This is a genomic window from Streptomyces sp. NPDC006259, assembly GCF_042870975.1.
GTDB lineage: Bacteria > Actinomycetota > Actinomycetes > Streptomycetales > Streptomycetaceae > Streptomyces.
The window spans coordinates 647,317-669,351 of sequence record NZ_JBIAHY010000003.1; the positions used below are offsets into that span (position 1 = coordinate 647,317).

20 protein-coding genes and 1 pseudogene are annotated in these 22,035 nt (G+C 72.3%); 15 read left to right on the forward strand and 6 right to left on the reverse strand.

Annotated features, from left to right (window positions below; all coding sequences use genetic code 11):
• Window positions 1–42: 42 nt before the first annotated feature.
• Both ACFYO5_RS14295 and ACFYO5_RS14300 read left to right on the forward strand, forming a co-directional pair.
• Entirely contained in the window at window positions 43–1,221 is a 1,179-nt protein-coding gene (locus tag ACFYO5_RS14295; protein ID WP_356566550.1) for an acyl-CoA dehydrogenase family protein, read from the forward strand.
• Window positions 1,222–1,223: 2 nt separating this feature from the next.
• Window positions 1,224–1,982: an SDR family NAD(P)-dependent oxidoreductase gene (locus tag ACFYO5_RS14300; protein WP_356566725.1), complete on the forward strand. Its 759-nt coding sequence runs from the start codon at window positions 1,224–1,226 to the stop codon at window positions 1,980–1,982.
• Between the two features lie 3 nt (window positions 1,983–1,985).
• Here ACFYO5_RS14300 and ACFYO5_RS14305 read toward each other — a convergent pair.
• Window positions 1,986–2,552, reverse strand: a pseudogene (locus ACFYO5_RS14305) (GntR family transcriptional regulator); the annotation flags it as partial.
• A gap of 276 nt (window positions 2,553–2,828) precedes the next feature.
• On the opposite strand from ACFYO5_RS14305, the gene ACFYO5_RS14310 reads away from it, so the two are divergent.
• From ACFYO5_RS14310 to ACFYO5_RS14330, 5 genes are all read left to right on the forward strand, one after another.
• Window positions 2,829–3,848: a sugar ABC transporter substrate-binding protein gene (locus tag ACFYO5_RS14310; protein ID WP_356566552.1), complete on the forward strand. Its 1,020-nt coding sequence runs from the start codon at window positions 2,829–2,831 to the stop codon at window positions 3,846–3,848.
• Complete coding sequence (locus tag ACFYO5_RS14315) at window positions 3,848–4,924, forward strand: ABC transporter permease (RefSeq protein WP_388708333.1); 1,077 nt, start codon at window positions 3,848–3,850, stop codon at window positions 4,922–4,924. Before ACFYO5_RS14310 ends, ACFYO5_RS14315 begins: the two co-directional genes overlap by 1 nt.
• A 5-nt stretch (window positions 4,925–4,929) precedes the next feature.
• The gene (locus ACFYO5_RS14320; protein WP_388708335.1) at window positions 4,930–5,844 is read left to right on the forward strand and encodes an ATP-binding cassette domain-containing protein; all 915 of its coding nucleotides are present in this window, start codon (window positions 4,930–4,932) and stop codon (window positions 5,842–5,844) included.
• 25 nt (window positions 5,845–5,869) lie between these two features.
• A complete protein-coding gene (locus ACFYO5_RS14325) occupies window positions 5,870–6,463 on the forward strand; it encodes a GNAT family N-acetyltransferase (RefSeq protein ID WP_388708337.1) in 594 nt (197 codons plus the stop codon).
• A gap of 586 nt (window positions 6,464–7,049) precedes the next feature.
• Entirely contained in the window at window positions 7,050–8,294 is a 1,245-nt protein-coding gene (locus ACFYO5_RS14330) for a serine hydrolase domain-containing protein (RefSeq protein WP_388708340.1), read from the forward strand.
• Window positions 8,295–8,372: 78 nt separating this feature from the next.
• Here the strand turns inward: ACFYO5_RS14330 and ACFYO5_RS14335 are convergent, their stop codons facing one another.
• The 3 genes from ACFYO5_RS14335 to ACFYO5_RS14345 all read right to left on the reverse strand — a co-directional run bounded on the left by ACFYO5_RS14335 (window position 8,373) and on the right by ACFYO5_RS14345 (window position 11,455).
• Window positions 8,373–9,377 (reverse strand): Gfo/Idh/MocA family oxidoreductase, encoded by a 1,005-nt coding sequence (locus tag ACFYO5_RS14335; RefSeq protein WP_388708343.1) that lies wholly within the window; start codon window positions 9,375–9,377, stop codon window positions 8,373–8,375.
• 101 nt (window positions 9,378–9,478) lie between these two features.
• Window positions 9,479–10,291: an SDR family oxidoreductase gene (locus ACFYO5_RS14340; RefSeq protein ID WP_388708346.1), complete on the reverse strand. Its 813-nt coding sequence runs from the start codon at window positions 10,289–10,291 to the stop codon at window positions 9,479–9,481.
• Between the two features lie 15 nt (window positions 10,292–10,306).
• Window positions 10,307–11,455: a phytanoyl-CoA dioxygenase family protein gene (locus ACFYO5_RS14345; RefSeq protein ID WP_388708349.1), complete on the reverse strand. Its 1,149-nt coding sequence runs from the start codon at window positions 11,453–11,455 to the stop codon at window positions 10,307–10,309.
• Window positions 11,456–11,658: 203 nt separating this feature from the next.
• Between ACFYO5_RS14345 and ACFYO5_RS14350 the strand changes: the two genes are divergently transcribed.
• Window positions 11,659–12,690, forward strand: a complete 1,032-nt coding sequence (locus ACFYO5_RS14350; protein ID WP_388708353.1) for a LacI family DNA-binding transcriptional regulator — start codon at window positions 11,659–11,661, stop codon at window positions 12,688–12,690.
• Between the two features lie 52 nt (window positions 12,691–12,742).
• Here the strand turns inward: ACFYO5_RS14350 and ACFYO5_RS14355 are convergent, their stop codons facing one another.
• Complete coding sequence (locus tag ACFYO5_RS14355; RefSeq protein ID WP_388708356.1) at window positions 12,743–13,903, reverse strand: Gfo/Idh/MocA family protein; 1,161 nt, start codon at window positions 13,901–13,903, stop codon at window positions 12,743–12,745.
• A gap of 114 nt (window positions 13,904–14,017) precedes the next feature.
• Between ACFYO5_RS14355 and ACFYO5_RS14360 the strand changes: the two genes are divergently transcribed.
• Window positions 14,018–15,037 carry a LacI family DNA-binding transcriptional regulator gene (locus ACFYO5_RS14360; RefSeq protein WP_388708359.1) on the forward strand — a complete coding sequence of 340 codons (1,020 nt, stop codon included), beginning with the start codon at window positions 14,018–14,020 and terminating at the stop codon, window positions 15,035–15,037.
• Here ACFYO5_RS14360 and ACFYO5_RS14365 read toward each other — a convergent pair.
• The gene (locus tag ACFYO5_RS14365; protein WP_388708362.1) at window positions 15,027–15,371 is read right to left on the reverse strand and encodes a cupin domain-containing protein; all 345 of its coding nucleotides are present in this window, start codon (window positions 15,369–15,371) and stop codon (window positions 15,027–15,029) included. The two genes, ACFYO5_RS14360 and ACFYO5_RS14365, sit on opposite strands and share 11 nt — an antisense overlap.
• Window positions 15,372–15,767: 396 nt before the next feature.
• Between ACFYO5_RS14365 and ACFYO5_RS14370 the strand changes: the two genes are divergently transcribed.
• The 6 genes from ACFYO5_RS14370 to ACFYO5_RS14395 all read left to right on the forward strand — a co-directional run bounded on the left by ACFYO5_RS14370 (window position 15,768) and on the right by ACFYO5_RS14395 (window position 21,973).
• Entirely contained in the window at window positions 15,768–17,465 is a 1,698-nt protein-coding gene (locus ACFYO5_RS14370) for a LamG-like jellyroll fold domain-containing protein (RefSeq protein ID WP_388708364.1), read from the forward strand.
• A 164-nt stretch (window positions 17,466–17,629) separates the two neighbouring features.
• Window positions 17,630–18,280: a GntR family transcriptional regulator gene (locus ACFYO5_RS14375; RefSeq protein WP_356566576.1), complete on the forward strand. Its 651-nt coding sequence runs from the start codon at window positions 17,630–17,632 to the stop codon at window positions 18,278–18,280.
• Between the two features lie 174 nt (window positions 18,281–18,454).
• Complete coding sequence (locus ACFYO5_RS14380) at window positions 18,455–19,207, forward strand: PIG-L deacetylase family protein (protein WP_388708367.1); 753 nt, start codon at window positions 18,455–18,457, stop codon at window positions 19,205–19,207.
• Entirely contained in the window at window positions 19,204–19,917 is a 714-nt protein-coding gene (locus ACFYO5_RS14385) for a 4-carboxy-4-hydroxy-2-oxoadipate aldolase/oxaloacetate decarboxylase (protein WP_388708369.1), read from the forward strand. The genes ACFYO5_RS14380 and ACFYO5_RS14385 overlap by 4 nt, the downstream gene beginning before the upstream one ends.
• 5 nt (window positions 19,918–19,922) lie before the next feature.
• On the forward strand, window positions 19,923–21,026 hold the full coding sequence (locus tag ACFYO5_RS14390) for a 4-oxalomesaconate tautomerase (protein ID WP_388709239.1): 1,104 nt from the start codon (window positions 19,923–19,925) through the stop codon (window positions 21,024–21,026).
• Complete coding sequence (locus ACFYO5_RS14395; RefSeq protein WP_388708371.1) at window positions 21,023–21,973, forward strand: VOC family protein; 951 nt, start codon at window positions 21,023–21,025, stop codon at window positions 21,971–21,973. Before ACFYO5_RS14390 ends, ACFYO5_RS14395 begins: the two co-directional genes overlap by 4 nt.
• The last annotated feature ends 62 nt before the right edge of the window (window positions 21,974–22,035 follow it).

Sequence of the window (22,035 nt, forward strand, 5' to 3'; positions counted from 1 at the left end):
ATACGTTCGTACTCGTCGCAGTATCACTTCGTGGAGGTCGACATGCCTGCCACTCGCGCTCTGCCCACCGAGGAAGCCGTCGACCTCATCGAGTTGACGCGCACCCTCGCCGCCAAGGAACTCGCACCGCGGGTCGCCGACGCGGAGGCGGACGGGGCGTTCCCCCGGGAGGTCTTCCGCACCCTCGGGCGCAGCGGACTGCTCGGGCTGCCGTTCGCCGAGGAGCACGGCGGGGCCGGACAGCCGTACGAGGTCTACCTCCAGGTCGTGGAGGAGGTCGCGGCGGTCTGGTCCAGCGTGGCCGTGGGCATCTCGGTGCACGCGCTGTCCTGCTTCCCGCTGGCCCGCTTCGGCACCGAGGAGCAGCGGCGCGCCTGGCTGCCCGAGATGCTGGGCGGGGAACTGCTGGGCGCGTACTGCCTCTCGGAGCCGCACGCCGGCTCGGACCCCGCGGCCATGCTGACGCGCGCGGTCCGGGACGGCGACGAGTACGTCCTCAACGGCGCCAAGGCGTGGACGACGCACGGCGGGTACGCCGACTTCTACACGGTGATGGCCCGCACCTCCGACGACCGCGCCCGCGGCATCTCCTGCTTCCTCGTCCCGGCGGACACCCCGGGGCTCAGCGCCGACCCGCCGGAGCGGAAGATGGGCCTGACGGGGTCGGCGACGGCCACCATGCGGCTCGACGACGTGCGGGTGCCCGTCGGGCGCCGGATCGGGGCGGAGGGCCAGGGCTTGAAGATCGCGCTCGCCTCCCTGGACTGCGGCCGGCTCGGCATCGCCGCGGTCGCCACCGGCCTCGCCCAGGGCGCCCTGGACCACGCGGTGCGCTACGCCCGCGAGCGGGAGACCTTCGGCAAGCCGATCATCGAGCACCAGGGCCTGGCCTTCGTCCTCGCCGACATGGGCGCGGCGACCGAGTCGGCGCGCGCCACGGCGCTCGCGGCCGCCCGGCTCAAGGACGCCGGCCTGCCCTTCACCCGGGAGGCGTCCATCGCCAAGCTCGTGGCCACCGACAACGCCATGAAGGTGACCACGGACGCGGTGCAGGTCCTCGGCGGGTACGGATACACCCGCGACTTCCCCGTCGAGCGCTTCATGCGCGAGGCGAAGGTCATGCAGATCTTCGAAGGAACCAATCAGATCCAGCGCATGATCATCTCTCGTGCGCTGGACCGGAACGAGGGCGGTGCGCTCACCGTCCTCGGCAAGGAGTGATGATGCAGCTCGAGAACACCGCCGCCCTTGTCACCGGCGGTGCGTCCGGCCTCGGCGCCGCCACCGCCAAAGCGCTCGCCGAGGGCGGTGCGCGGGTCTTCGCCCTCGACCTCAAGGACGGCGTCGACAAGGCGCCCGAGGTGCCCGGCGTGACCTACGTGCCCGCCGACGTCACCGACCCCGAGCAGGTGCGGGCCGCCGTGGACACCGCCGCGGGCTCGGGCGTGCCGCTGCGCACGGTCGTCAACTGCGCCGGCATCGGCCCGTCCATGCGGATCCTCGGCAAGAAGGGCGTCCACGACCTCGCCCTGTACGCGAAGGTCATCCAGATCAACCTGATCGGCACCTTCAACGTCCTCGCGCTCGCCTCGGAGGCCATCGCCGCGACCGAGGCCGACGGGGACGGCCAGCGGGGCGTGATCGTCAACACCGCGTCCATCGCCGCCTACGACGGTCAGATCGGGCAGGCCGCCTACTCCTCCTCCAAGGGTGGTGTCGTCGGACTGACCCTGCCCGCCGCCCGCGATCTCGCTCAGTACGGCATCCGGGTGTGCACCATCGCCCCGGGCGTCGTGGAGACGCCGATGCTGGCCACCGTCTCGGAGGAGTTCCGCGCCTCCCTCGCCGCCGGAGTCCCCTTCCCGCAGCGGCTGGCCCGGCCCGAGGAGTACGCCAAGCTGGCTCTGGCGATCGTCGACCACGACTACCTCAACGGCGAGACCATCCGCATGGACGGCGCCCTGCGGATGGCACCCCGGTGACCCTCACGGTCTGACCGGCGGCCGGAAGTCGAAGGCGTAGCGGGACGCACGGGTAGACGTGCGTCCCGTACTCGACCGCGCGCCCCCTGTCTCGTACGCGTGCGCCGCATGGTCAGCAGGGCCGCTCCCGCCCGCTCCGTCAGCAGGACGGCCTCCCCGGCGGTGGCGGAGCGGGCGCCGATGGCCTGCCGGGCGCTGTGCGGCGTGACGCCCGCCGCGCGCAGCAGCCGGTACAGGCCCGTCCCCTCCGGCCGCGCCGTGGGGAGGTCCGGCAGGGCCGGGGGCAGGCAGTTGCACAGGTACGCAACCGGCTGTCCGTGTGTAGAGCGCAGCCGCTCCAGGAGCGTCACCTCGGTGCCCTCCGGTATCCCGAGCGCGGCGGGGACATCGGCCGCCGCCGGGAACACGTTCGTTGCGGACGACGCGCGTGGTGGCTCCCTGCCCGGCCGCCTCCAGGTCGTCGTAGCGGCTGCTCGGTTCCTGTGGCCGTCTGACCTGGCTGTGCACCACCTGCGTGCCCACTCCGCGGCGGCGCACCAGCGGACCCCTGTCGACCACTGACCGGATCGCCCGGCTCCTCGGGCGGCGGGTGACGCCCCCGCACGCGGGGTAGGGATCGCCCGCTCGGGTGCAGGGCCTGTCCGTCCCCCTGTCCGCTATTTGTTCTTACATTCGGACCTGCTCCTGAACTGATGTCCTAACAAAGTATTGACAGCGGGCGCCCCGGGGGGATTGGATCCCGTCCCAGCAGCGCCGCAGTTCCCGGCCTCCCGGTCCGGGCCCGGATCCTCGTGATCGCCCCCCTTTCCCCGTCGTTCCCCTGTCGCACAGTGAGGTGCAGGAAAGATGGACAGCTGTTCTCCCTCCCGTTCCCGCAGAATCGCCCCGGCCGTGGCCATGGCCGCGGCGGTCGCCCTGACCCTCGCGGGCTGCTCCAGCAGTGCCGGCGGCAAGAAGGCCGAGGAGAGCGCGGACGGCGCCTCCGCGGGCAAGGCGAGCACCCCGCGCATGACGGTCGCCCTGGTCACCCACCAGTCGCCCGGCGACACCTTCTGGGACATCGTCCGCAAGGGGGCCGAGGCCGCCGCGGCCAAGGACAACATCAAGCTGGTGTACTCCCGCGACCCGAACGCGGGCGGCCAGGCCACCCTGGTGCAGAACGCCATCGACCAGAAGGTCGACGGCATCGCGGTGACCCTCGCCAAGCCCGACGCCCTCAAGGACGTCATAGCCAAGGCGACGGCGGCGAAGATACCCGTGGTCGGCCTCAACTCCGGGGTGAGCGAATGGAAGAAGCTCGGCCTGCTGGAGTTCTTCGGTCAGGACGAGACGGTGGCCGGCGAGGCCCTCGGCAACAAGCTGAACTCGCTCGGATCCAAGAAGGTCGTCTGCGTCATCCAGGAGCAGGGCAACATCGGCCTGACCCAGCGCTGTGACGGCGTGAAGAAGACCTTCTCCGGATCCATCGAGAACCTCTACGTGAACGGCACCGACATGCCGTCCGTGAAGTCGACGATCACCGCCAAGCTCAGTCAGGACAAGAGCGTCGACCACCTCGTCACGCTCGGCGCCCCCATCGCGCTGACCGCCGCCCAGGCCGTCTCCGACGCCGGCAGCAAGGCCAAGATCGCCACTTTCGACCTGAACAAGGACCTGACCGGCGCCATCAGCAAGGGCACCGTCGAGCTGGCCGTCGACCAGCAGCCGTACCTCCAGGGCTACCTGGCGATCGACTCGCTCTGGCTCTACAAGAACAACGGCAACTACATGGGCGGCGGCGAGCAGCCGGTGCTGACCGGCCCGGCCTTCGTGGACAAGTCCAACGTCGACGCGGTCGCCGCGTACGCCGCGAAGGGCACCCGGTGATGAGCATGACCCAGCATGCCGAGCCGGCGGTGGGCACACCGCCGGCCCCCGGCCGCAAGGAGGGTGACGGCCGGACCACTCGACGTCCGCCGGTTCTGCGCCTGTTGGCCCGCCCCGAGGTGGGCGTCTTCCTGGGCGCCGTCGCGGTGTACGTGTTCTTCCTGATCTCCGCACCACCGGTGCGCGAGGGCAGCTCGATGGCGAACATCCTGTACCAGTCGTCGACCATCGGGATCATGGCGCTTCCCGTGGCGCTGCTGATGATCGGCGGCGAGTTCGACCTCTCGGCGGGCGTCGCCGTGATCAGCTCGGCGCTCACCGCGAGCATGCTCAGCTACCAACTGACCATGAACGTCTGGGTCGGTGTGGTCGTCGCGCTCCTGGTCTCGCTCGGCGTCGGCTTCTTCAACGGCTGGATGGTGGTCAGGACCGGGCTGCCCAGCTTCCTGATCACCCTCGGCACGTTCCTGATCCTCCAGGGCGTGAACCTCGCGGTGACCAAGCTGGTCACCACCAACGTGGCCACCGACGACATCAGTGACATGGACGGCTTCGGTCAGGCCAGGAAGGTCTTCGCCTCGTCGTTCGAGGTCGGCGGCGTCCAGGTGAAGATCACCATCGTGTACTGGCTGGTGTTCGCGGCGCTGGCCACCTGGGTGCTGCTGCGCACGAAGTACGGCAACTGGATCTTCGCGGTCGGCGGCAACAAGGAGTCCGCGCGAGCCGTGGGCGTGCCGGTGACGTTCACGAAGATATCGCTGTTCATGCTGGTCGGCTTCGGCGCCTGGTTCGTGGGGATGCACCAGCTGTTCACCTTCAACACCGTGCAGTCGGGCGAGGGCGTGGGCCAGGAGCTGATCTACATCTCCGCGGCGGTGATCGGCGGCTGTCTGCTGACCGGTGGCGCCGGCTCCGCGATCGGCCCGGTCTTCGGCGCCTTCATGTTCGGCATGGTCCAGCAGGGCATCGTCTACGCCGGCTGGAACCCCGACTGGTTCAAGGCCTTCCTCGGCGTCATGCTGCTGGGCGCCGTCCTGATCAATCTGTGGGTCCAGCGCACGGCCACCCGGAGGTGACCCCCATGACGAACGACCAGAGCGGCACCCACGGTGCCGTCCTCGCGGACATCCCCCCGGCCGACGCCGACCGCCCCCTGGTGGAACTGCGCGGCGCCGGCAAGTCCTACGGCAACATCCGTGCCCTGCACGGCGTGGACCTCACCGTCCGCCCCGGCAAGGTCGCCTGCGTGCTGGGCGACAACGGCGCCGGCAAGTCCACCCTCATCAAGATCGTCTCCGGGCTGCACCAGCACACCGAGGGCGAGTTCCTCGTCGACGGCGAACCGGTGCGCTTCTCCACCCCGCGCGAAGCCCTCGACCGCGGTATCGCCACCGTCTACCAGGACCTCGCCACCGTCCCGCTCATGCCGGTCTGGCGGAACTTCTTCCTCGGCTCGGAGACCACCAAAGGGCCCTGGCCCGTGCGGCGCCTCGACATCGAGACGATGAAACGGGCCGCCGACGAGGAACTGCGCGCCATGGGCATCGTCCTCGACGACCTCGAACAGCCCATCGGCACCCTCTCCGGCGGCCAGCGCCAGTGCGTGGCCATCGCCCGCGCCGTCCACTTCGGCGCCCGCGTCCTCATCCTCGACGAACCCACCGCCGCCCTCGGCGTCAAGCAGTCCGGCGTCGTCCTCAAGTACATCGCCGCCGCCCGCGAACGCGGCCTCGGCGTCATCTTCATCACCCACAACCCCCACCACGCCTACATGGTCGGCGACCACTTCAGCGTCCTGCGCCTGGGCACTATGGAACTCTCCGCCGACCGGGACCGGGTCAGCCTCGACGAACTCACCCACCACATGGCCGGCGGCACCGAACTCGCCGCTCTGAAACACGAGTTGGCGCAGGTCCGAGGCGTCGACGTGGAAGGGCTCCCCGAGGAGCGTGACCTCACCGCACCCGGGACGGGAGGCGGTGCCGACAACGCCTGAGGAGGCGTCAACTAGCCTGCCGGACATGGACACCACGCACGACACCGGCGCCCGAGCCGTACGACTGCGGGCCGATGCGACCGCGTCCGCGCCCCCGCTGCTGCTGCGCCCCTGGCGCGTCGAGGACGCCGCCGGCGTGGCCGAGGCCTACGAAGACCCGGAACTGCGCCGGTGGCAGTCCGTGACCGTGGCCGTGCGCGACGAGGCGGAGGCGCTGCGCTGGGTGCGGGCGCAGAACGACGGCTGGCGGACGGGGAAGCGCCTCGCCTTCGCCGTCCTGGAGGCCCGCCCCGACGGAAGCGAGGGGCGGCTGGCCGGGCACGTCGTCCTCAAAGCGCCGCGCGGTCCGCAGCCGGAGGTCGGCTACTGGACGGCCGCCCACGCACGCGGCCGGGCGGTGGCTCCGCGGGCGCTGAGCACGCTGACGGACTGGGCCTTCACCACCTTCCCCGCGGTGACCCGGCTCCGGCTGCTGCACGACTCCCGCAACACCGCCTCGTGCCGGGTCGCCGAGAAGACCGGCTACGACTTCGACGCCGTACTGCCCGCCCTGCCACCGGACATCCCGCACGACGGCCACCTCCACGTACGGGTCGCCACCGGCCGAGCGGCCGTGTGAACACCGTCCGCGGCTGACCGGGGCCGTCGCACCCCTCCTCCAGCCGGACGGCGGAGCCGAGGCCGCGGGGGAAGCGACGGAGCCCTCGTCGCCGGGTGCGGTGGGTCGACGGCCTGGAGGCGGACGGCTCCCCGCACGCCCGCCCGCGTGACGGGCGCCGTACAGGGCGCGGCCGAGGCCCTGCCGCGGCCGTCGTCGGTCGCGACCACGCGGACGCGGCCGGTGCGGTCCGGGTGACGTGACCGGTGAGGCGGCCCACCACGCCGTCGACGGACCGCGCGACCAGGCAGGCCGAGTCCAACTCATGTGTCACGGGCGGGAGATGCGAGGCGCGCAGGTCATGCACCCTCGGCGTCGGCGTCGGTGTCGGCGTCGGCGTCGCTGGTGGGCCCAGGACATCCCGGATGTCGCTGACATCGGCCGGACCGATCCGCGCGGACGCGGTCCGATCCTGATGCCGGGGGGCCGGGCCGCCGACGGGCGAGGGCCGGGCCGCGCTCCTATGCTGATGGAGATGGGCCGCGCGCGGCCCGTGCCCTTGGTGCGGCTGTGGCCTGCGGCGAAGTCTCCTGGCGGGAGTGAGCCCATGACGCGTCCTTGTGTCCGTCTGTACAGAGGAGCCGTCGTCGCGGCCGCGGTGGGGGCCCTGGTGGTGCCGGTCGCGGGCGGTACGGCGGGGGCGGCCCCCCTCGCCGCGGTCCCCGCCGCCGCGGCCCCCTCCCCGACGCCCTCCGGCGACGAGGTCCGCGACCTGACACCCGAGGTGAAGCAGCAGATCGACCAGGCCGTACGGCGCGTCATGGAGCAGGCGAACATCCCCGGCGTGTCCGTCGGCGTCTGGACCCCCGACAAGGGCGAGCACGTGAAGTCCTACGGGGTCGCCGACAAGGACACCGGCCGGAAGATGACCCCGAACCTGTTCATGCGGATCGGCAGCGAGACCAAGACGTTCACCGTCACGGCCGTGCTGGAACTGGTCGACGAGAAGAAGATCGGCCTCGACGACACCATCGACAAGTACATCGACGGCGTGCCGAACGGCGACAAGATCACCCTGCGGCAGCTGGCCGGCATGCGCAGCGGGCTGTTCAACTACTCGCAGGACGACGCCTTCTTCAAGGCGCTGACGTCCGATCCGCAACGCCCCTTCACCCCGCAGCAGTTGCTCGACTACTCCTTCAAGCACCCCGTGCTGTTCCAGCCCGGCGCCGAGTTCTCCTACTGCAACACCAATCTGGTCCTGCTCGGCCTGGTCGTCGAGAAGATCAGTGGGCAGAGCCTCGCGGACTACATCCAGGAGCACATCCTCGATCCGGCCGGCCTGGACGACACGAGCTTCCCCAGCGGCAACGAGTTCCCGCAGCCGCACGCCCAGGGCTACACGAACCAGACCGCGACCGGCGCGGTCGCGGACACGGCTGACTGGAACCCCTCCTGGGGCTGGGCTGCCGGCGCGATGATCTCCACCCTGGACGACCTGCGGGTCTGGGCGCGGACCGTGGCCACCGGCCAATTCCCCAACGGCGAACGGATGATCAGCCCCGCCACGCAGAAGGAACGGCTGATCACACCGCCGACGCCGATCCCCGGTGCCGGGTACGGTCTCGGCATCTTCGACGTGCAGGGCTGGATCGGCCACAACGGCTCGCTGCCGGGCTACGAGTCGCTGACCATCCACCTGCCGTCGGCGCAGGCCACCCTCGTCGTCCTGCTGAACACCGACATCAACTACAAGAACGAGGAGCCCAGCACCCTCTTCGGCGACGCCATCACGAAGATCATCTCTCCCGACCACGTGTTCAACCTGCCGAGCCAGCCCGCCGCGAGGTGACGGGGAGGCACCCGGCGGCGAACCGGGTGGGCTTCCGGCCGGGTGCCCCCGCCGTGAGGACAGCCGGCCGTACCCCGGTCAGGAGGCCCGGACCTCCGCGATCGTCACCGGGCGGTGCTCGTGCAGCGACAGCGTGCAGGCCTCCGCGATCCAGCCGGCCTCCAGGGCGTCCTCGACCGTGCAGGGCGAGGGCCGGGTGCCGGCCACCACCTCGGTGAACGCGGTGAGTTCGGCCCGGTAGGCGGCGGTGAAGCGGTCCATGAAGAAGTCGTGCGGGGTCCCGGCCGGGAAGGTCACCCCGGGCTCCACCGAACGCAGCGGCAGCTTGTCCTCCAAGCCCACCGCGATGGAGTCCTGGAAGCCGTGGATCTCCATGCGGACGTCGTAACCGCGTGCGTTGTGACGGGAGTTGGACACCACCGCGATCGTGCCGTCGTCGAGGGTGAGGATCGCGCCCGTGGTGTCGGCGTCGCCCGCCTCCCTGATGAAGTCGGCGCCCCGGTTCCCGCCGACCGCGTACACCTCGCGCACCTCGCGGCCGGTCACCCAGCGGATGATGTCGAAGTCGTGCACCGAGCAGTCCCGGAAGATGCCGCCCGACGCGGCGATGTACGCGGCCGGCGGCGGCGCCGGGTCCAGCGTGGTCGAGCGCACGGTGTGCAGCGTGCCCAGCTCGCCGGAGCGCACGGCGGCGCGCGCGGCGACGAATCCGGCGTCGAAGCGGCGGTTGTAGCCGATCTGGATCGGCACGCCCGCGCCCCGGACGGCACTGAGCACCTCGACGCCCTCCCGCATGGTCCTCGCGACGGGCTTCTCGCAGAACACGGGCACGCCCGCGTCCACGGCGGCCAGGATCAGCGCCGGGTGGGCGTCGGTGGCGGCGGCCACGACGACGCCGTCCACCCCGGCCGCCAGCACGGCCTCGGGCGAGTCGGCGACCTCGGCGCCGAACCGGTCGGCGGCGGACTTGGCGGCCTCGGCGAACGGGTCGGCGACGACGAGCGACTCGACGACGTCGAGTCCGGACAGGGTCTCGGCGTGGAAGGCGCCGATGCGGCCGAGGCCGAGAATGCCGATACGCATGGTCGTGCAGCTCCTTGGGGGTCGTACAGGGGGAGGCCGTACAGGGGACGGGGGGACAGGGGGGAGTGGGAGGGGGAAGAGGGGAGGGGAAGGGGACGGCGCTAGTCGAGGCCGCCGAGCACGTTCTGGTCCCAGTCGATCACCGACCCGGTGACCACGCCGGACCGGTCGGACAGCAGGAACACCACGAAGTCGGCGATCTCGTCCGGCCGGCCGAGCCTGCCCATCGGCAGCCGGGCGGCCGCCTGCTCGCGCCAGTCGTCCCCGGCGCCGTGGAAGGCCCGCTGGGTCGCGTCCTCGCCCTCGGTCGCCGTCCAGCCGATGTTCAGGCCGTTGACGCGGACCCGGTCGTAGCGGTGGGCGTGCGCCGCGTTGCGGGTCAGGCCGATCAGGCCGGCCTTGGCGGCGACGTACGGAGCGAGGAACGGCTGCCCGCCGTGCGCCGAGGTGGTGATGATGTTGACGACGGTACCGGGCGCTCCCCGGCCCACCATGTCGGCGACGGCGGCCTGCATGGCGAAGAACGGCGCCTTCAGGTTGATCGCGATGTGCTGGTCGAACAGCTCGGGCGTGGTGTCCAGCAGCGTGCCCCGTGCGGTCAGCCCCGCCGAGTTCACCAGGCAGTCCACCCGGCCGTACGTCTCGACCGTGCGGGCCACGGCGGCTTTCGCCTGTCCGGCGTCCGCGAGGTCCGCCCGGACGAACACCGCCTTGCCGCCGACCGCGGCCAGCTCGGCGACCAGCGCCTCGCCCGGTTCCGGACGGCGGCCGGTGACGGCCACCACCGCGCCCTCGCGGACGGCGGCCCGCGCGATCGCCGCGCCCACGCCCTGGCTGCCGCCGTTGACGAGGACGACCTTGTCGTCCAGGAGCCCCGTGGTGGGCGGAGGGCCGGTGGAGGGGAGTGATCCCATGGAGGGGAGGTCCTTTCAGCTCGCGCGCCGCCGGGCGCCGGCCCGCAGCGCGTCCCGCAGGGCTTCGGGGGTCCAGGCCTCGCGCAGCGCCCGCCGTACGGTGTCCGCCTGCGAGGGCGGCGCCAGACCGTCGGCCGGCGGGTCGCTGTCGAGGTTGGTGGGGAAGGGGTAGCCCTCGGCGCTCGCGGCGACCACCCGCTCCAGCCAGGCCGTGGGGGCGCCGTCCGCGGCGCGCTTCAGCAGCACCGGGTAGACGGCGTTCGTCACCGCCTCCCGGTCCACCGTCTCCATGGCCCGGCCGAACGCGGAGGACACCTGGAGCAGGTTGGCCGTGCGGCGGATGCCGGCGGAGCGGTTGGCGCCGGCCGCGTGGAACAGCGCCGGGTTGAAGAAGACGGCGTCACCCCGGGCGAGGGGGAGTTGGACGTGCCGTTCCTCGAAGTACCCGCGGAACCGCGGCAGCCGCCACGCGAGGTAGCCGGGCCCGTACTTCTGCGAGTGCGGCAGGTACATCGTCGGGCCGGACTCCACGGGCATGTCGCAGTGGGCGACCGCGCCCTGGAGGGTGAGCACGGGGGAGAGGCGGTGGACGTGCGCCGGGTAGGCGGCCGCGGCCTCCCCGGAGAGGAACCCCAGGTGGTAGTCGCGGTGCGCGGTCTGTGCGGCGCCTCCCGGATTGACCACGTTGACCTGCGAGGTCACCTGGTAGCCGGGGCCGAGCCAGGCGCGTGAGACCAGCGCCAGGAGGTCGTTGGCGTAGTAGTCGGCGAACGCCTCCGGGTCGTACCGGGCCGCCTTCTCCAGCGCGTTCCACACCCGGTCGTTGGCGCCGGGCTTCGCGAAGTGGTCGCCCCCGGTCGTGCCCGACGCGCGCTGCTCGGCGATCAGGGCGTCGAACACGGCCGTCAGCCGGTCGACGACCGCCGGGTCCGGGAAGGCTCCCCGCAGCACCACGACGCCGGGCCCGTCGGCGAGGGCGCGGACCAGCTCCGCGCCGACCTCGGGGAAGTCGGCGCGGCGCAGTCGGTCACCGTCGTACACGAGGACGTCCCGCTCCACGGAGGCGGCGAGCGGGTAGTCGGCTCCGTCGGTTCCGCGCTCGACCAGCGATCGGAAGGCGTCGAGGTCGCAGTCCCGCTCGGACAGCCAGGGGGTGAAGGACATCGTCGTCCTCTCGGTGACAGGGGTGGTTCGGCGGCTCGACGGGACGGCTCCGCGGGCCGCGGGCGCCCGGCTCGGTGACAGGGCTGCGGACCGGAACCGCCCGGCTCGGTGACAGGGGTTGCCAGGCGCTGCCATTCTTGTCAGTACAAACCCCTCGAACAACCAGCAGCAAGCCATCAAAAACCCCTCAAGGAGCCGATGACATGGGGCACCCCTTCCCGATCCGCGAGATCGCCCGTCAGGCGGGCCTCAGCGAGGCCACCGTGGACCGGGTCCTGAACGCCAGGGGAGGGGTGCGCGAGAGCACCGAGCGGGAGGTCCGCCGGGCGATCGCCGACCTCGACCGGCAGCGCACCCAGGTACGGCTGGTCGGCCGCACCTTCATGATCGACATCGTGATGCAGACGCCCGAGCGGTTCTCCACCGCCGTACGGGCCGCCCTGGAGGCCGAGCTGCCGTCGCTGCACCCGGCGGTCGTCCGCTCCCGCTTCCACTTCCGGGAGACCGGGCCCGTCGCCGAACTGGTCCGTACCCTCGACCGGATCGCCCGGCGCGGTTCGCAGGGTGTGGTCCTCAAGGCCCCGGACCTCCCCGAGGTCGCCGCCGCCGTCGGGCGGCTCACCGAGGCCGGCGTCCCGGTGGTCACCCTCGTGACCGACCTGCCCGCCTCCGCCCGCCTCGCCTACGTCGGCATCGACAACCGGGCCGCCGGCGCCACCGCCGCCTATCTGATGGGCCAGTGGCTGGGAGAACGGCCCGGCAACGTGCTCACCAGCCTCAGCAGTGGCTTCTTCCGCAACGAGGAGGAACGCGAGATGGGTTTCCGCGGCGCCATGCGCGCCCGCCACCCGCACCGCGCGCTCGTCGAGATCACCGAGGGCCAGGGCCTCGACGCCACCCAGTACGACCTCGTCCGCGCCGCCCTCGAACGCGACCCGGGGATCCGCGCCGTCTACTCCATCGGCGGCGGCAACATCGCCACCCTGCGCGCCTTCGCCGACGCCGGCCGCGAGTGCGCCGTGTTCGTCGCCCACGACCTCGACCACGACAACACGCGTCTGCTGCGCGAGCACCGGCTGTCCGCCGTGCTCCACCACGACCTGCGCCAGGACATGCGGGAGGCCTGCCACGCCGTGATGCGGGCGCACGGCGCGCTGCCGCCCGCCGGGCCGGTACTGCCGTCGGCGATCCAGGTGGTGACGCCGTACAACCTGCCGCCGGCCGCCGCCGGCTGAGGCCCGTCGGCTGAGGCCCGTCGGCCGAGGGCCCTCGGCCGAGGCCGTCCGGTCAGGCCGTGGGCACGTCCACCCAGATCCCGCTCTCCGCCGAACGCGCCATCGCGTCGAGTACGGCCGCACTGCGCACGGCGTCCGTGAGGGTCGCCCCGTACGGGGTGGACTCGGCGATCGAGCGCAGGAACCGGTAGGCCTCGATCACCTTCAGGTCGTCGTAGCCCATCGCGTTGGCCGCGCCCGGCTGGAAGGCGCCGAACTCCCCCGCGCCGGGGCCGACGTGGACGGTGGCGACCGGCTGGTCCTGGTAGGTGGTGCCGCGGCTGACGGCCAGCTCGTTCATCCGGCGGAAGTCCCAGAACACCGCACCCCGCGTGCCGTGCACCTCGAAGCCGTAGGAGTTCTGCTCGCCGACCGAGACCCGGCAGGCCTCCAGCACGCCGCGGGCGCCGGAGGCGAAGCGGAGCAGGCAGCTGACGTAGTCCTCGTTCTCGACCGGGCCCGGCTCGCCGCCCGTGGCCAGGGTGTGGCCGGCGGTGGTGCCGGTGGGGCGGGACCGCTGCCGGACGAAGACGGCGGTGTCGGCGGTCAGCGAGGTGATCTCGCCCAGCAGGAAGCGGGCCAGGTCGGCGCCGTGCGAGGCCAGGTCGCCGAGGACTCCGCTGCCGCCGCGCTCGCGCTCGTAGCGCCAGGTCAGCGCGGAGTCGGGGTGGGCGGCGTAGTCGCTGAAGAGGCGGATGCGGACGTGGGTGACGGCGCCGATGTCGCCGGCGGCGATCAGCTCACGGGCCGTCTCCACGGCGGGCGCGTTGCGGTAGTTGAAGCCGACCGCGCCCTGGACACCGGCCCCGGCGACCGCGTCCGCGACCGCGCGGGCGTCGTCGGCGGTGAGGCCCACCGGCTTCTCGATCCAGAGGTGCTTGCCGGCCCCGGCCATCGCCACACCGATCTCGCGGTGCAGGAAGTTCGGGGCGGTGACGCTGACCGCCGCCACCCGCGGGTCGGCGGCGACCTGCCGCCAGTCGCGGACCGCCGAGGCGAAGCCGTACTGCTCGGCGGCCCGTTCGGCCCGGCCCGGCACCTCCTCGGCGACCGTGATCAGCTCGGGCCGCAGGCCCAGCCGCGGGAAGTGGTGCGGCACGCGCGCGTACGCCTGGGTGTGCACCCGGCCCATCCAGCCGAACCCGACGACGGCGACACCCAGCGGATCACTCACGGCGGCAGCCCCTCTTTGGACCGGTCCATATCCTGTCCAGGTCACACTGGTCGCCTGATTCCCAGGGTGTCAAGGCCTTTGACAGGCGGCGCGGGCTCGTGGAACGGTCCACTCATGAGAGCGCCGACCATCCGTGACGTCGCCGACCGGGCCGGCGTGTCGAAGTCCCTGGTCTCCCTCGTCCTGCGCGGCTCCGGCCAGGTGCGTGCCGAGAAGCGGGAGGCCGTCCTCAAGGCCGTGCGCGAGCTGGGCTACCGGACCAACGCGGCGGCCCGCAGTCTCAGCGAACACCGCACCCGCACGATCGGCGTCCTCCTCCACGACCTGCGCAACCCCTGGTACGTCGATCTCCTCGACGGCCTGAACTCGCTGCTGTCGGCGAGCGGGTTGCACATGCTGCTCGCCGACGCCCGCCTCAACCGGCGGGTCGGCCACGACCTGGCCGGGCCGTTCCTCGACCTGCGGGCCGACGGGCTGGTCGTGGTCGGCACGCTGCCCGACCCGGCGGCCCTCGACGCGGTCGCCGCCCGTATGCCGGTCGTCGTCGCGGGCGCCCGCGAGCCGGTGCCGGCGGGCGTGGACGTCGTGGCGGGCGACGACGAGCGGGGCGCCCGCCTGGTCGCCGAGCATCTGATCGGCCTCGGCCACCGTACGGTCGCACACCTCGCGGGCTACGGCGCCGTCGGCGAACTGCGCCGCGGCGGGTTCGCGTCGGCGATGCGGGCGCACGGGCTCGCGGAGCGGGCGCCGGTCGAGCCGTGCGACATGACGGAGGAGGGCGGCTACCGGGCCACCGTTCGGCTCCTCAGCCGGCCCGACCGGCCCACCGCCGTCTTCGCCGTCAACGACATCGCGTGCGTCGGCGCCCTCTCCGCGGCCGAGGAACTGGGCCTCTCCGTCCCCCGCGACCTGTCCCTCGTCGGCTACGACAACACGAGCGTCTCCCGCCTGCGCCACCTGCGGCTCACCACCGTCGACCACGCCGGCCACGAGGTCGGCCGCCGCGCCGCCCGCTGTCTGCTCGACCGCCTGGAGCGGCCCGGCGGGGAGGGCCGCCTCCAACTGGCGGCGCCGACGCTCCAGGTGCGGGGGACCACGGGGCCGCCGCCGGCGCCGGGAACCGTCACAACGTGATCGCGTACGCCTTGCGCAGGGTCTCGTGCACCGTCCACGTCGTCCGGTCACCGGCCCGCAGCACGGCCATGTCGCCGGGCCCGACGCTCAGCGTGGGCCCGCCCTGGACCTCGACGGTCGCCGACCCGCTGATCACCACGAACAGCTCGTCCGCCTCGGTGTCGGTGACCACTCCCGGCGTGATCTGCCAGATCCCCCGGACCTGCCGCCCGTCCGACGACTCCCACACCACCTTCCCGGTCACCTCGGGCGTCCCGGACACGATCTGTCCCGGATCGAGCGGTTCGGGTTCGAGTTCGGCGTCGGGGACGTGGAGAGCGAAGCTGGGTGTCATGGGGGCGACCCTAACGAGGGGGAGCGGTGGGGAGTGTGGACACCGTGTGGGGTATCGGACGAGGATTCGCGGCACTTCGCCGAGACAGGACCGGCAACTTCCTTGACGCTCCGTGAGGGACCCTATTGAATCGCGTGATCATGTCAAGATCGTGAGGGTGGGGGCATCGTGTCACTGGGGTGGAAGAGAACCGAGGGGAACGAGCAGTGGCGGACGCGCCGCCGGGCGGTCGGCGTCACCGCCGTCGTGCTGGCGGCCGTCGCGCTGACGCCGGTGACGACGGCGGGCGCGGCGACCGCGGGTCAACCGCCGCATTCCGCGGACGAACGGGCTCGGGCGGGACGCGGCGACGGCGAGCCCGACCGCACGGCGCCGGGTGCACCGAAAGTGACGGTCGTGGCCCCGTACAGTGGGTGCCTGGCGAACGACTGCCGGGCGGCAGGCGGGCCGGGCGTCGACGTGACGTTCGCCCTGGCTCCGAACGAGGGCGACGCGAACGTCGTCTCCTATGCGTACCGGCTCTCCTCCGAGAACACCTGGCGGACGGTGGGCGGGGCCACCGCCAGGGTCACTCTGACGCCGCAGCGCTCGGGCCTGTTCTTCCTGGAGGTTCGCGCCCGCGACGACGTCGGAAGAGGGCGGCTCGGCCCGGGCACCCAGGTGTCCTTCATGGTCGCGGAGGGCGATGCAGAGACAGGACGTTGGCGCTTCGGCGAGGCGGCGGGCGCGGCGCTCGACTCGGGGACCTCGCAGGGAGCCCGCCACGACGCGGCCCTGTCCGTCGTCGGTGCGACCCGCGACGAACGGGGGCGGCGCGGCCGGATCTCCCTCGACACCCAGGGTGTACCGCTGCCCGAGCCGGTCACCGACCGTGGTCTTCTGCTGGACGGCACCGAAGGGTACGCGGCCACGGACGGCCCTGTCGTGAAGACCGGCGCTTCCTACACGGTGTCGGCGTGGGTGCGCCCGAACGCCCTCGGCAGCACGGACCAGGTGGTGCTGGCGCAGGGTGGCACCGACGGCTTCCGCCTGCTGTACGACGGTGCGCGCGGTACCTGGGCGCTGCGCACCGCCACGGAAGGCGGTCCTGGACAGGTGACCGTGGCGGCGGGCAGGCCGGCGGTCCCGGGAGTGTGGACCCATCTCGCCGCGATGTACGACGCGGCGGCCGGCCGGCTCCGGCTCTACGTCAACGGCCGGTTCCAGGCGGAGGAGAGCGCCGTGGCCCTGGTGGCGGCGGACGGTCCGCTGGAGTTCGGCCGGGCGGCGTCCACGGTATCCGCCGGATACGCCGGGTACTTCGGGGGATCACTGGACGAAGTGGGTGTCTGGCAGAGGCCTTTGACCGAAACCGAGATCGCCGACGAAGCACGGGTCGTCGTCAACGACGGATACAACGCCGTGGAACTGGTGGCCGACTGGTCCGCCACCGGCCGGAGCGGCACCACGCTCGGCGACACGGCCTCCGGTTACGCTCCCGAGCTGACTCTGTCCGGGGGTGCCGCCCTGGACGGCCGGGCGATCGTGCTGGACGGCGTCGACGGCGCGGCTACGGCGAACGGGCCGCTGGTGGACGACACCGGTTCCTTCACGGTGAGCACCGAGGTCGCGCTGGACGCCGCGGCGATCTCCACGAGGCCCGTCGGTTACGTCGGGCAGATCCTGGGCCGGCGCTCGGCCGACGGTTCCGTCTGGGGTCTGTGGTACCAGGTCACCGGGATGGACACCGTCCTGGACCCGGACACCTTCGAGGAGGTGACGGTCCCCGTGGGCGCCTGGCGCTTCGGCCGCCGGAACGCCGACGGCACCCAGGTGACGGTCACCTCCGACCAACCCGCCCGGCTGGACGGCCCGGTCCGGCTGACGGGGGTGCACGATGCCCAGGACGGAGTGATCGAGCTGTACGTCGGTGCGGTGCGCAACGGTGATGCCGAGCCGTTCACGGCCACTCCGGGCTCGGGTGACTTCACCGTCGGCGCCGTGACGGAGTCCGGCTCCTCGGGGGAGCATCTGCCCGCACGGGTGATGGATGTCCGGGTCTGGGCCGGTGCCATGGCGTCGTCGCAGCAGGTCGACGCCGCCACGGGCGGCTGAGCCGCCGCCGGCGAGCTGTGCGAGGGCCGGGCGGTGATCGCTTCCACGAGGCGATCACCGCCCGGCCCTCGGTCGTCCGTGATCCCAGAACGCCGGACAAAATTGTTGACAATCTTGTCTGGCTAGATTTAGGTTCGACAGGCACTCACTCAGGGAGAGCAACGATGCCGAAAGAAGCCCGTCCGAGCACCGGGGAGCAGGCCAAGCAGCATGCGCTCGCGCAGTTGCGGCAGGCGATCCTGCACGGCGAGATGGCACCGGCGCAGCGGCTGGTGGAGAACGAACTCGCCGAGCAGTTCGGTGTGACGCGGGCCAGCATCCGCGCCGCGCTCATCGATCTGGAGTCCCAGGGACTCGTGGAACGGATCCGCAACCGAGGCTCGCGGGTGCGGGTGGTGAGCGTGGAGGAAGCGGTCGCCATCACCGAGTGCCGGATGGTCCTGGAGGGGCTGTGCGCGGCGAAGGCCGCCGTCGCGGCCAGTGACGACCAGCTGGACCGGCTGGCCGACCTCGGTACGGCGATGAGCAAGGCCGTGGCCGACGGGGAGCCGGTGACGTACTCCGAGCTGAACCACGAACTCCACGTCCGCGTCCGGGAGTTCTCCGACCAGCGGACCGCGCAGCAGCTGCTGGAGCGGCTGAACGCCCAACTGGTCCGGCACCGCTTCCAGTTGGCGCTGAGGCCGGGGCGTCCGCAGCAATCCCTGAACGAGCACCTGACCATGATCGAAGCGATCAGGGCCAGGGACCCGCAGGCGGCCGAGACGGCCGTCCGCGCCCACCTCACCAGCGTGATCGAGGCGCTGCGCGACTGATCACGGCTGCGCGGGGCGGGCGCCCACCTGTCACCAGGCGAGTGAGCCGAAGGGGCGCACCGGTGCCGGGAGCGCGAGCGTGCACGGGCCCGAGGGGCCGACGGCTCGGTCGCGGTCCCGCGAACGCCGGCCGAAGCGTTCCGGAGGCGAGCCGCCGCCCCCAAGGGAGATTGCATGACCCAGGCCACAGTGCCCGCCGGCCCACCCCGATCGACCCTCGTCGTCACCGCGCACGCCGGTGACTTCGTGTGGCGGGCGGGCGGTGCCATCGCCCTGGCCGCCTCGCGCGGGGAGAAGGTCACCATCGCGTGCCTGACCTTCGGCGAGCGCGGCGAGTCCGCCAAGGCATGGCGCGAGGGCAAGCGGCTGGACGAGATCAAGGCGATCCGCCGGGACGAGGCCGAACGCGCCGCCGCCACCCTCGGCGCCGAGGTCCGCTTCTTCGACGCGGGTGACTATCCGCTGGTCGCGACCGCCGAACTGACCGACAGGCTGGTCGAGGTCTACCGCGAGACCCAGCCGGACGTCGTCCTCACCCATCCCCCCGAGGACCCGTACAACGGCGACCATCCGGTCGCCCACCGGATGGCCCTGGAGGCCCGCGTCCTCGCCCAGGCCATCGGCTACCCGGGCCCCGGCGAGATCATCGGCGCCCCGCCCGTCTTCTACTTCGAACCGCACCAGCCCGAGATGAGCGGTTTCAGGCCCGAGGTCCTCCTCGACATCACCGAGGTGTGGGAGACCAAGCGCAAGGCCATGGAGTGCCTCGGCGCCCAGCAGCACCTGTGGGACTACTACACCGACCTCGCCGTCCGGCGCGGTGTCCAGCTCAAGCGCAACGCGGGCCCCAACCTGGGCCTCGCGCACAGGACGACGGCCGAGGCGTACATGCGCCCCTACCCGCAGATCGCGAAGGAGCTGGCATGAGCGGCGTGATCGTCACCGGCCCGCCGAAGGCGGACCCGCGGGACGTGGCGGCGCTGGCCGCCTTCGGGGTGGCCACCGTGAGCGAGGCGATGGGCCGGACCGGCCTGCTGGGTCCGGGAATCCGCCCCGTCCAGCAGGGGGTACGGGTCGCCGGCACCGCCGTCACCGTGCTCAGCTGGCCCGGCGACAACCTGATGATCCACGCGGCCGTCGAGCAGTGCGGCGAGGGTGACGTCCTCGTCGTCACCACCACCTCGCCGTCCACGGACGGCATGTTCGGCGAACTGTTCGCCACCGCGCTCCGGCGGCGGGGCGTCCGGGGCCTGGTCATCGACGCCGGCGTCCGCGACACCCAGGAACTGCGCGAGATGGGCTTCCCGGCCTGGTCCCGCGCGGTCAGCGCGCAGGGCACGGTGAAGGCCACCGGCGGCTCGGTCAACGTGCCCGTGGCCGTCGACGGCCAGGTGATCCGCCCCGGTGACGTGATCCTCGCCGACGACGACGGTGTCGTGGTCGTCCCGCGCCGGCGCGCCCGCGCCACGGCCGAGGCGTCGAAGGCCCGCGAGGCGAAGGAGGCGGAGTCCCGCGCCGCGTTCCTGGAAGGCGAACTCGGCCTGGACCGCTACGGGTTGCGGGACACGTTGAAGCGGCTCGGCGTCGAGTACCGGACCTACGAGGAGTACTCCGAGGACGCGGGGGAGCCCTCGTGAGCGGAGTGCCCGAGGGCGTGCCGTGCCTGCTGATGCGGGGCGGCACCTCCAAGGGCGCCTACTTCCTCGCCGGCGACCTCCCTGCGGAACCGGCCCTGCGCGACGACCTGTTGCTGCGGATCATGGGCAGTCCGGACGAGCGCCAGATCGACGGCCTGGGCGGCGCGCACCCGCTCACCAGCAAGGTGGCCGTGGTCTCGCCCTCCGCGGACCCGGACACCGACGTCGACTACCTGTTCCTCCAGGTCGCCGTCGACGCGGCGGCGGTGAGTGACCGTCAGAACTGCGGGAACATCCTCGCCGGCGTCGGCCCGTTCGCCGTGGAGCGCGGGCTGGTGGCGGCAGGACCGGAGCGGACCTCGGTCCGCATCCGCATGGTCAACAGCGGCGACCGGGCCACGGCGACCTTCCCGACGCCCGGTGGCCGCGTCGACCCCACCGGCTGCGCCGAGATCTCCGGCGTACCGGGAGCCGCGGCGCCCGTGCTGATCGAGTTCCCGCCGGGCCCCCGCCCGCTGCTGCCCACCGGCAGCGTCCGGGAGGAGATCGAGGGCGTCGAGGTGACCTGCGTGGACAACGGCATGCCGACGGTCCTGATCGCCGCCGCCTCCCTCCAGGTCACCGGCTACGAGTCGCCCGCCGCGCTGGAGGGGGACCGGGGTCTGGCCGGCCGGCTCCGCGCCATCAGGCTGGAGGCGGGCCGCCGGATGGGACTCGGGGACGTGACGGACACCACCGTGCCCAAGCTGACCCTGCTCGCGCCACCCCGCGAGGGCGGCGCCGTCACCACCCGCACCTTCATCCCCGTGCGCTGCCACCCCTCCATCGGCGTGCTCGGCGCGGCCGGAGTCGCGGCGGGCCTCCGGATGGAAGGGAGCGTCGGGGCCGGCCCGGCGCGCCTGGAGCCCGGCGTCGACCGCGTGCGCATAGAGCACCCCACCGGATTCCTGGACATCGAGACCAGCCTCGAATCCACTCCCGAGGGCCTGCCCTCCGCCCGCCGCACGGCCGTGGTCCGCACCGCCCGCAAGATCTTCGACGGCACCGTGTTCCCCCGGTCCGCCGGGACGGCACCGATCCACCCGCACCCCCTTGGAGAGCAACGATGACTCCGCCGCTCGGCGACATCGCGCACATCGGCCACGCCCAACTGTTCACGCCCGACCTGGACGCCAGCGTGGGCTTCTTCACCGACTACCTCGGCCTCACCGTCAACGGCCGCGACGGCGACACCGTCTATCTGCGGACCTTCGACGACTACGAGCACCACAGCCTGGTGCTCACCGCCCGCTCCACCCCCGGTCTCGGCCGGCTCGCCCTGCGCGCCTCCGGCGAGGAGGCGCTGCGGCGCCGCGTGAGGGCGGTCGAGGAGGCGGGCGGCACCGGCCGCTGGACCGAGGACGAACCCGGCCTCGGCAAGCTGTACGTCACCACCGACCCGGACGGCCACGAGCACGCCCTGTACTGGGAGAGCGAGTACTACCGGGCTCCCGACGAGCTGAAACCGGCGCTGAAGAACCAGCCGCAGGCCAAGCCGAACCGGGGCGTCGGGGTACGCCGCCTGGACCACGTGAACTTCCTCGCCGCCGACGTCCTCGCCAACTCCGAGTTCCAGCAGCACGTCCTCGGCGCCCGGCCCACCGAGCAGATCCGGCTCGACACCGGGAGGATCGCGGCGCGCTGGCTGACGTACACGAACAAGTCCTACGACGTCGTCTACACCGCGGACCGGACCGGCAGCACCGGGCGGCTGCACCACATCGCCTTCGCCACCGACACCCGCGAGGACATCCTGCGCGCCGCCGATCTCGCCATCGACAGCGGGGTGTTCATCGAGACGGGGCCGCACAAGCACGCCATCCAGCAGACGTTCTTCCTGTACGTCTACGAGCCCGGCGGCAACCGGATCGAACTGTGCAATCCGCTCACCCGCCTGGTGCTCGCGCCCGACTGGCCGCTGATCACCTGGACGGAGGAGGAGCGCGAGAAGGGGCAGGCGTGGGGCCTGAGGACCATCGAGTCGTTCCACACGCACGGTACCCCGCCGGTCGCGTAACGGCGTTTCCCGGGCCCGCGCCCCGACGCGGAACCCCAGTCGATGAGATTGTTGACAAAAGT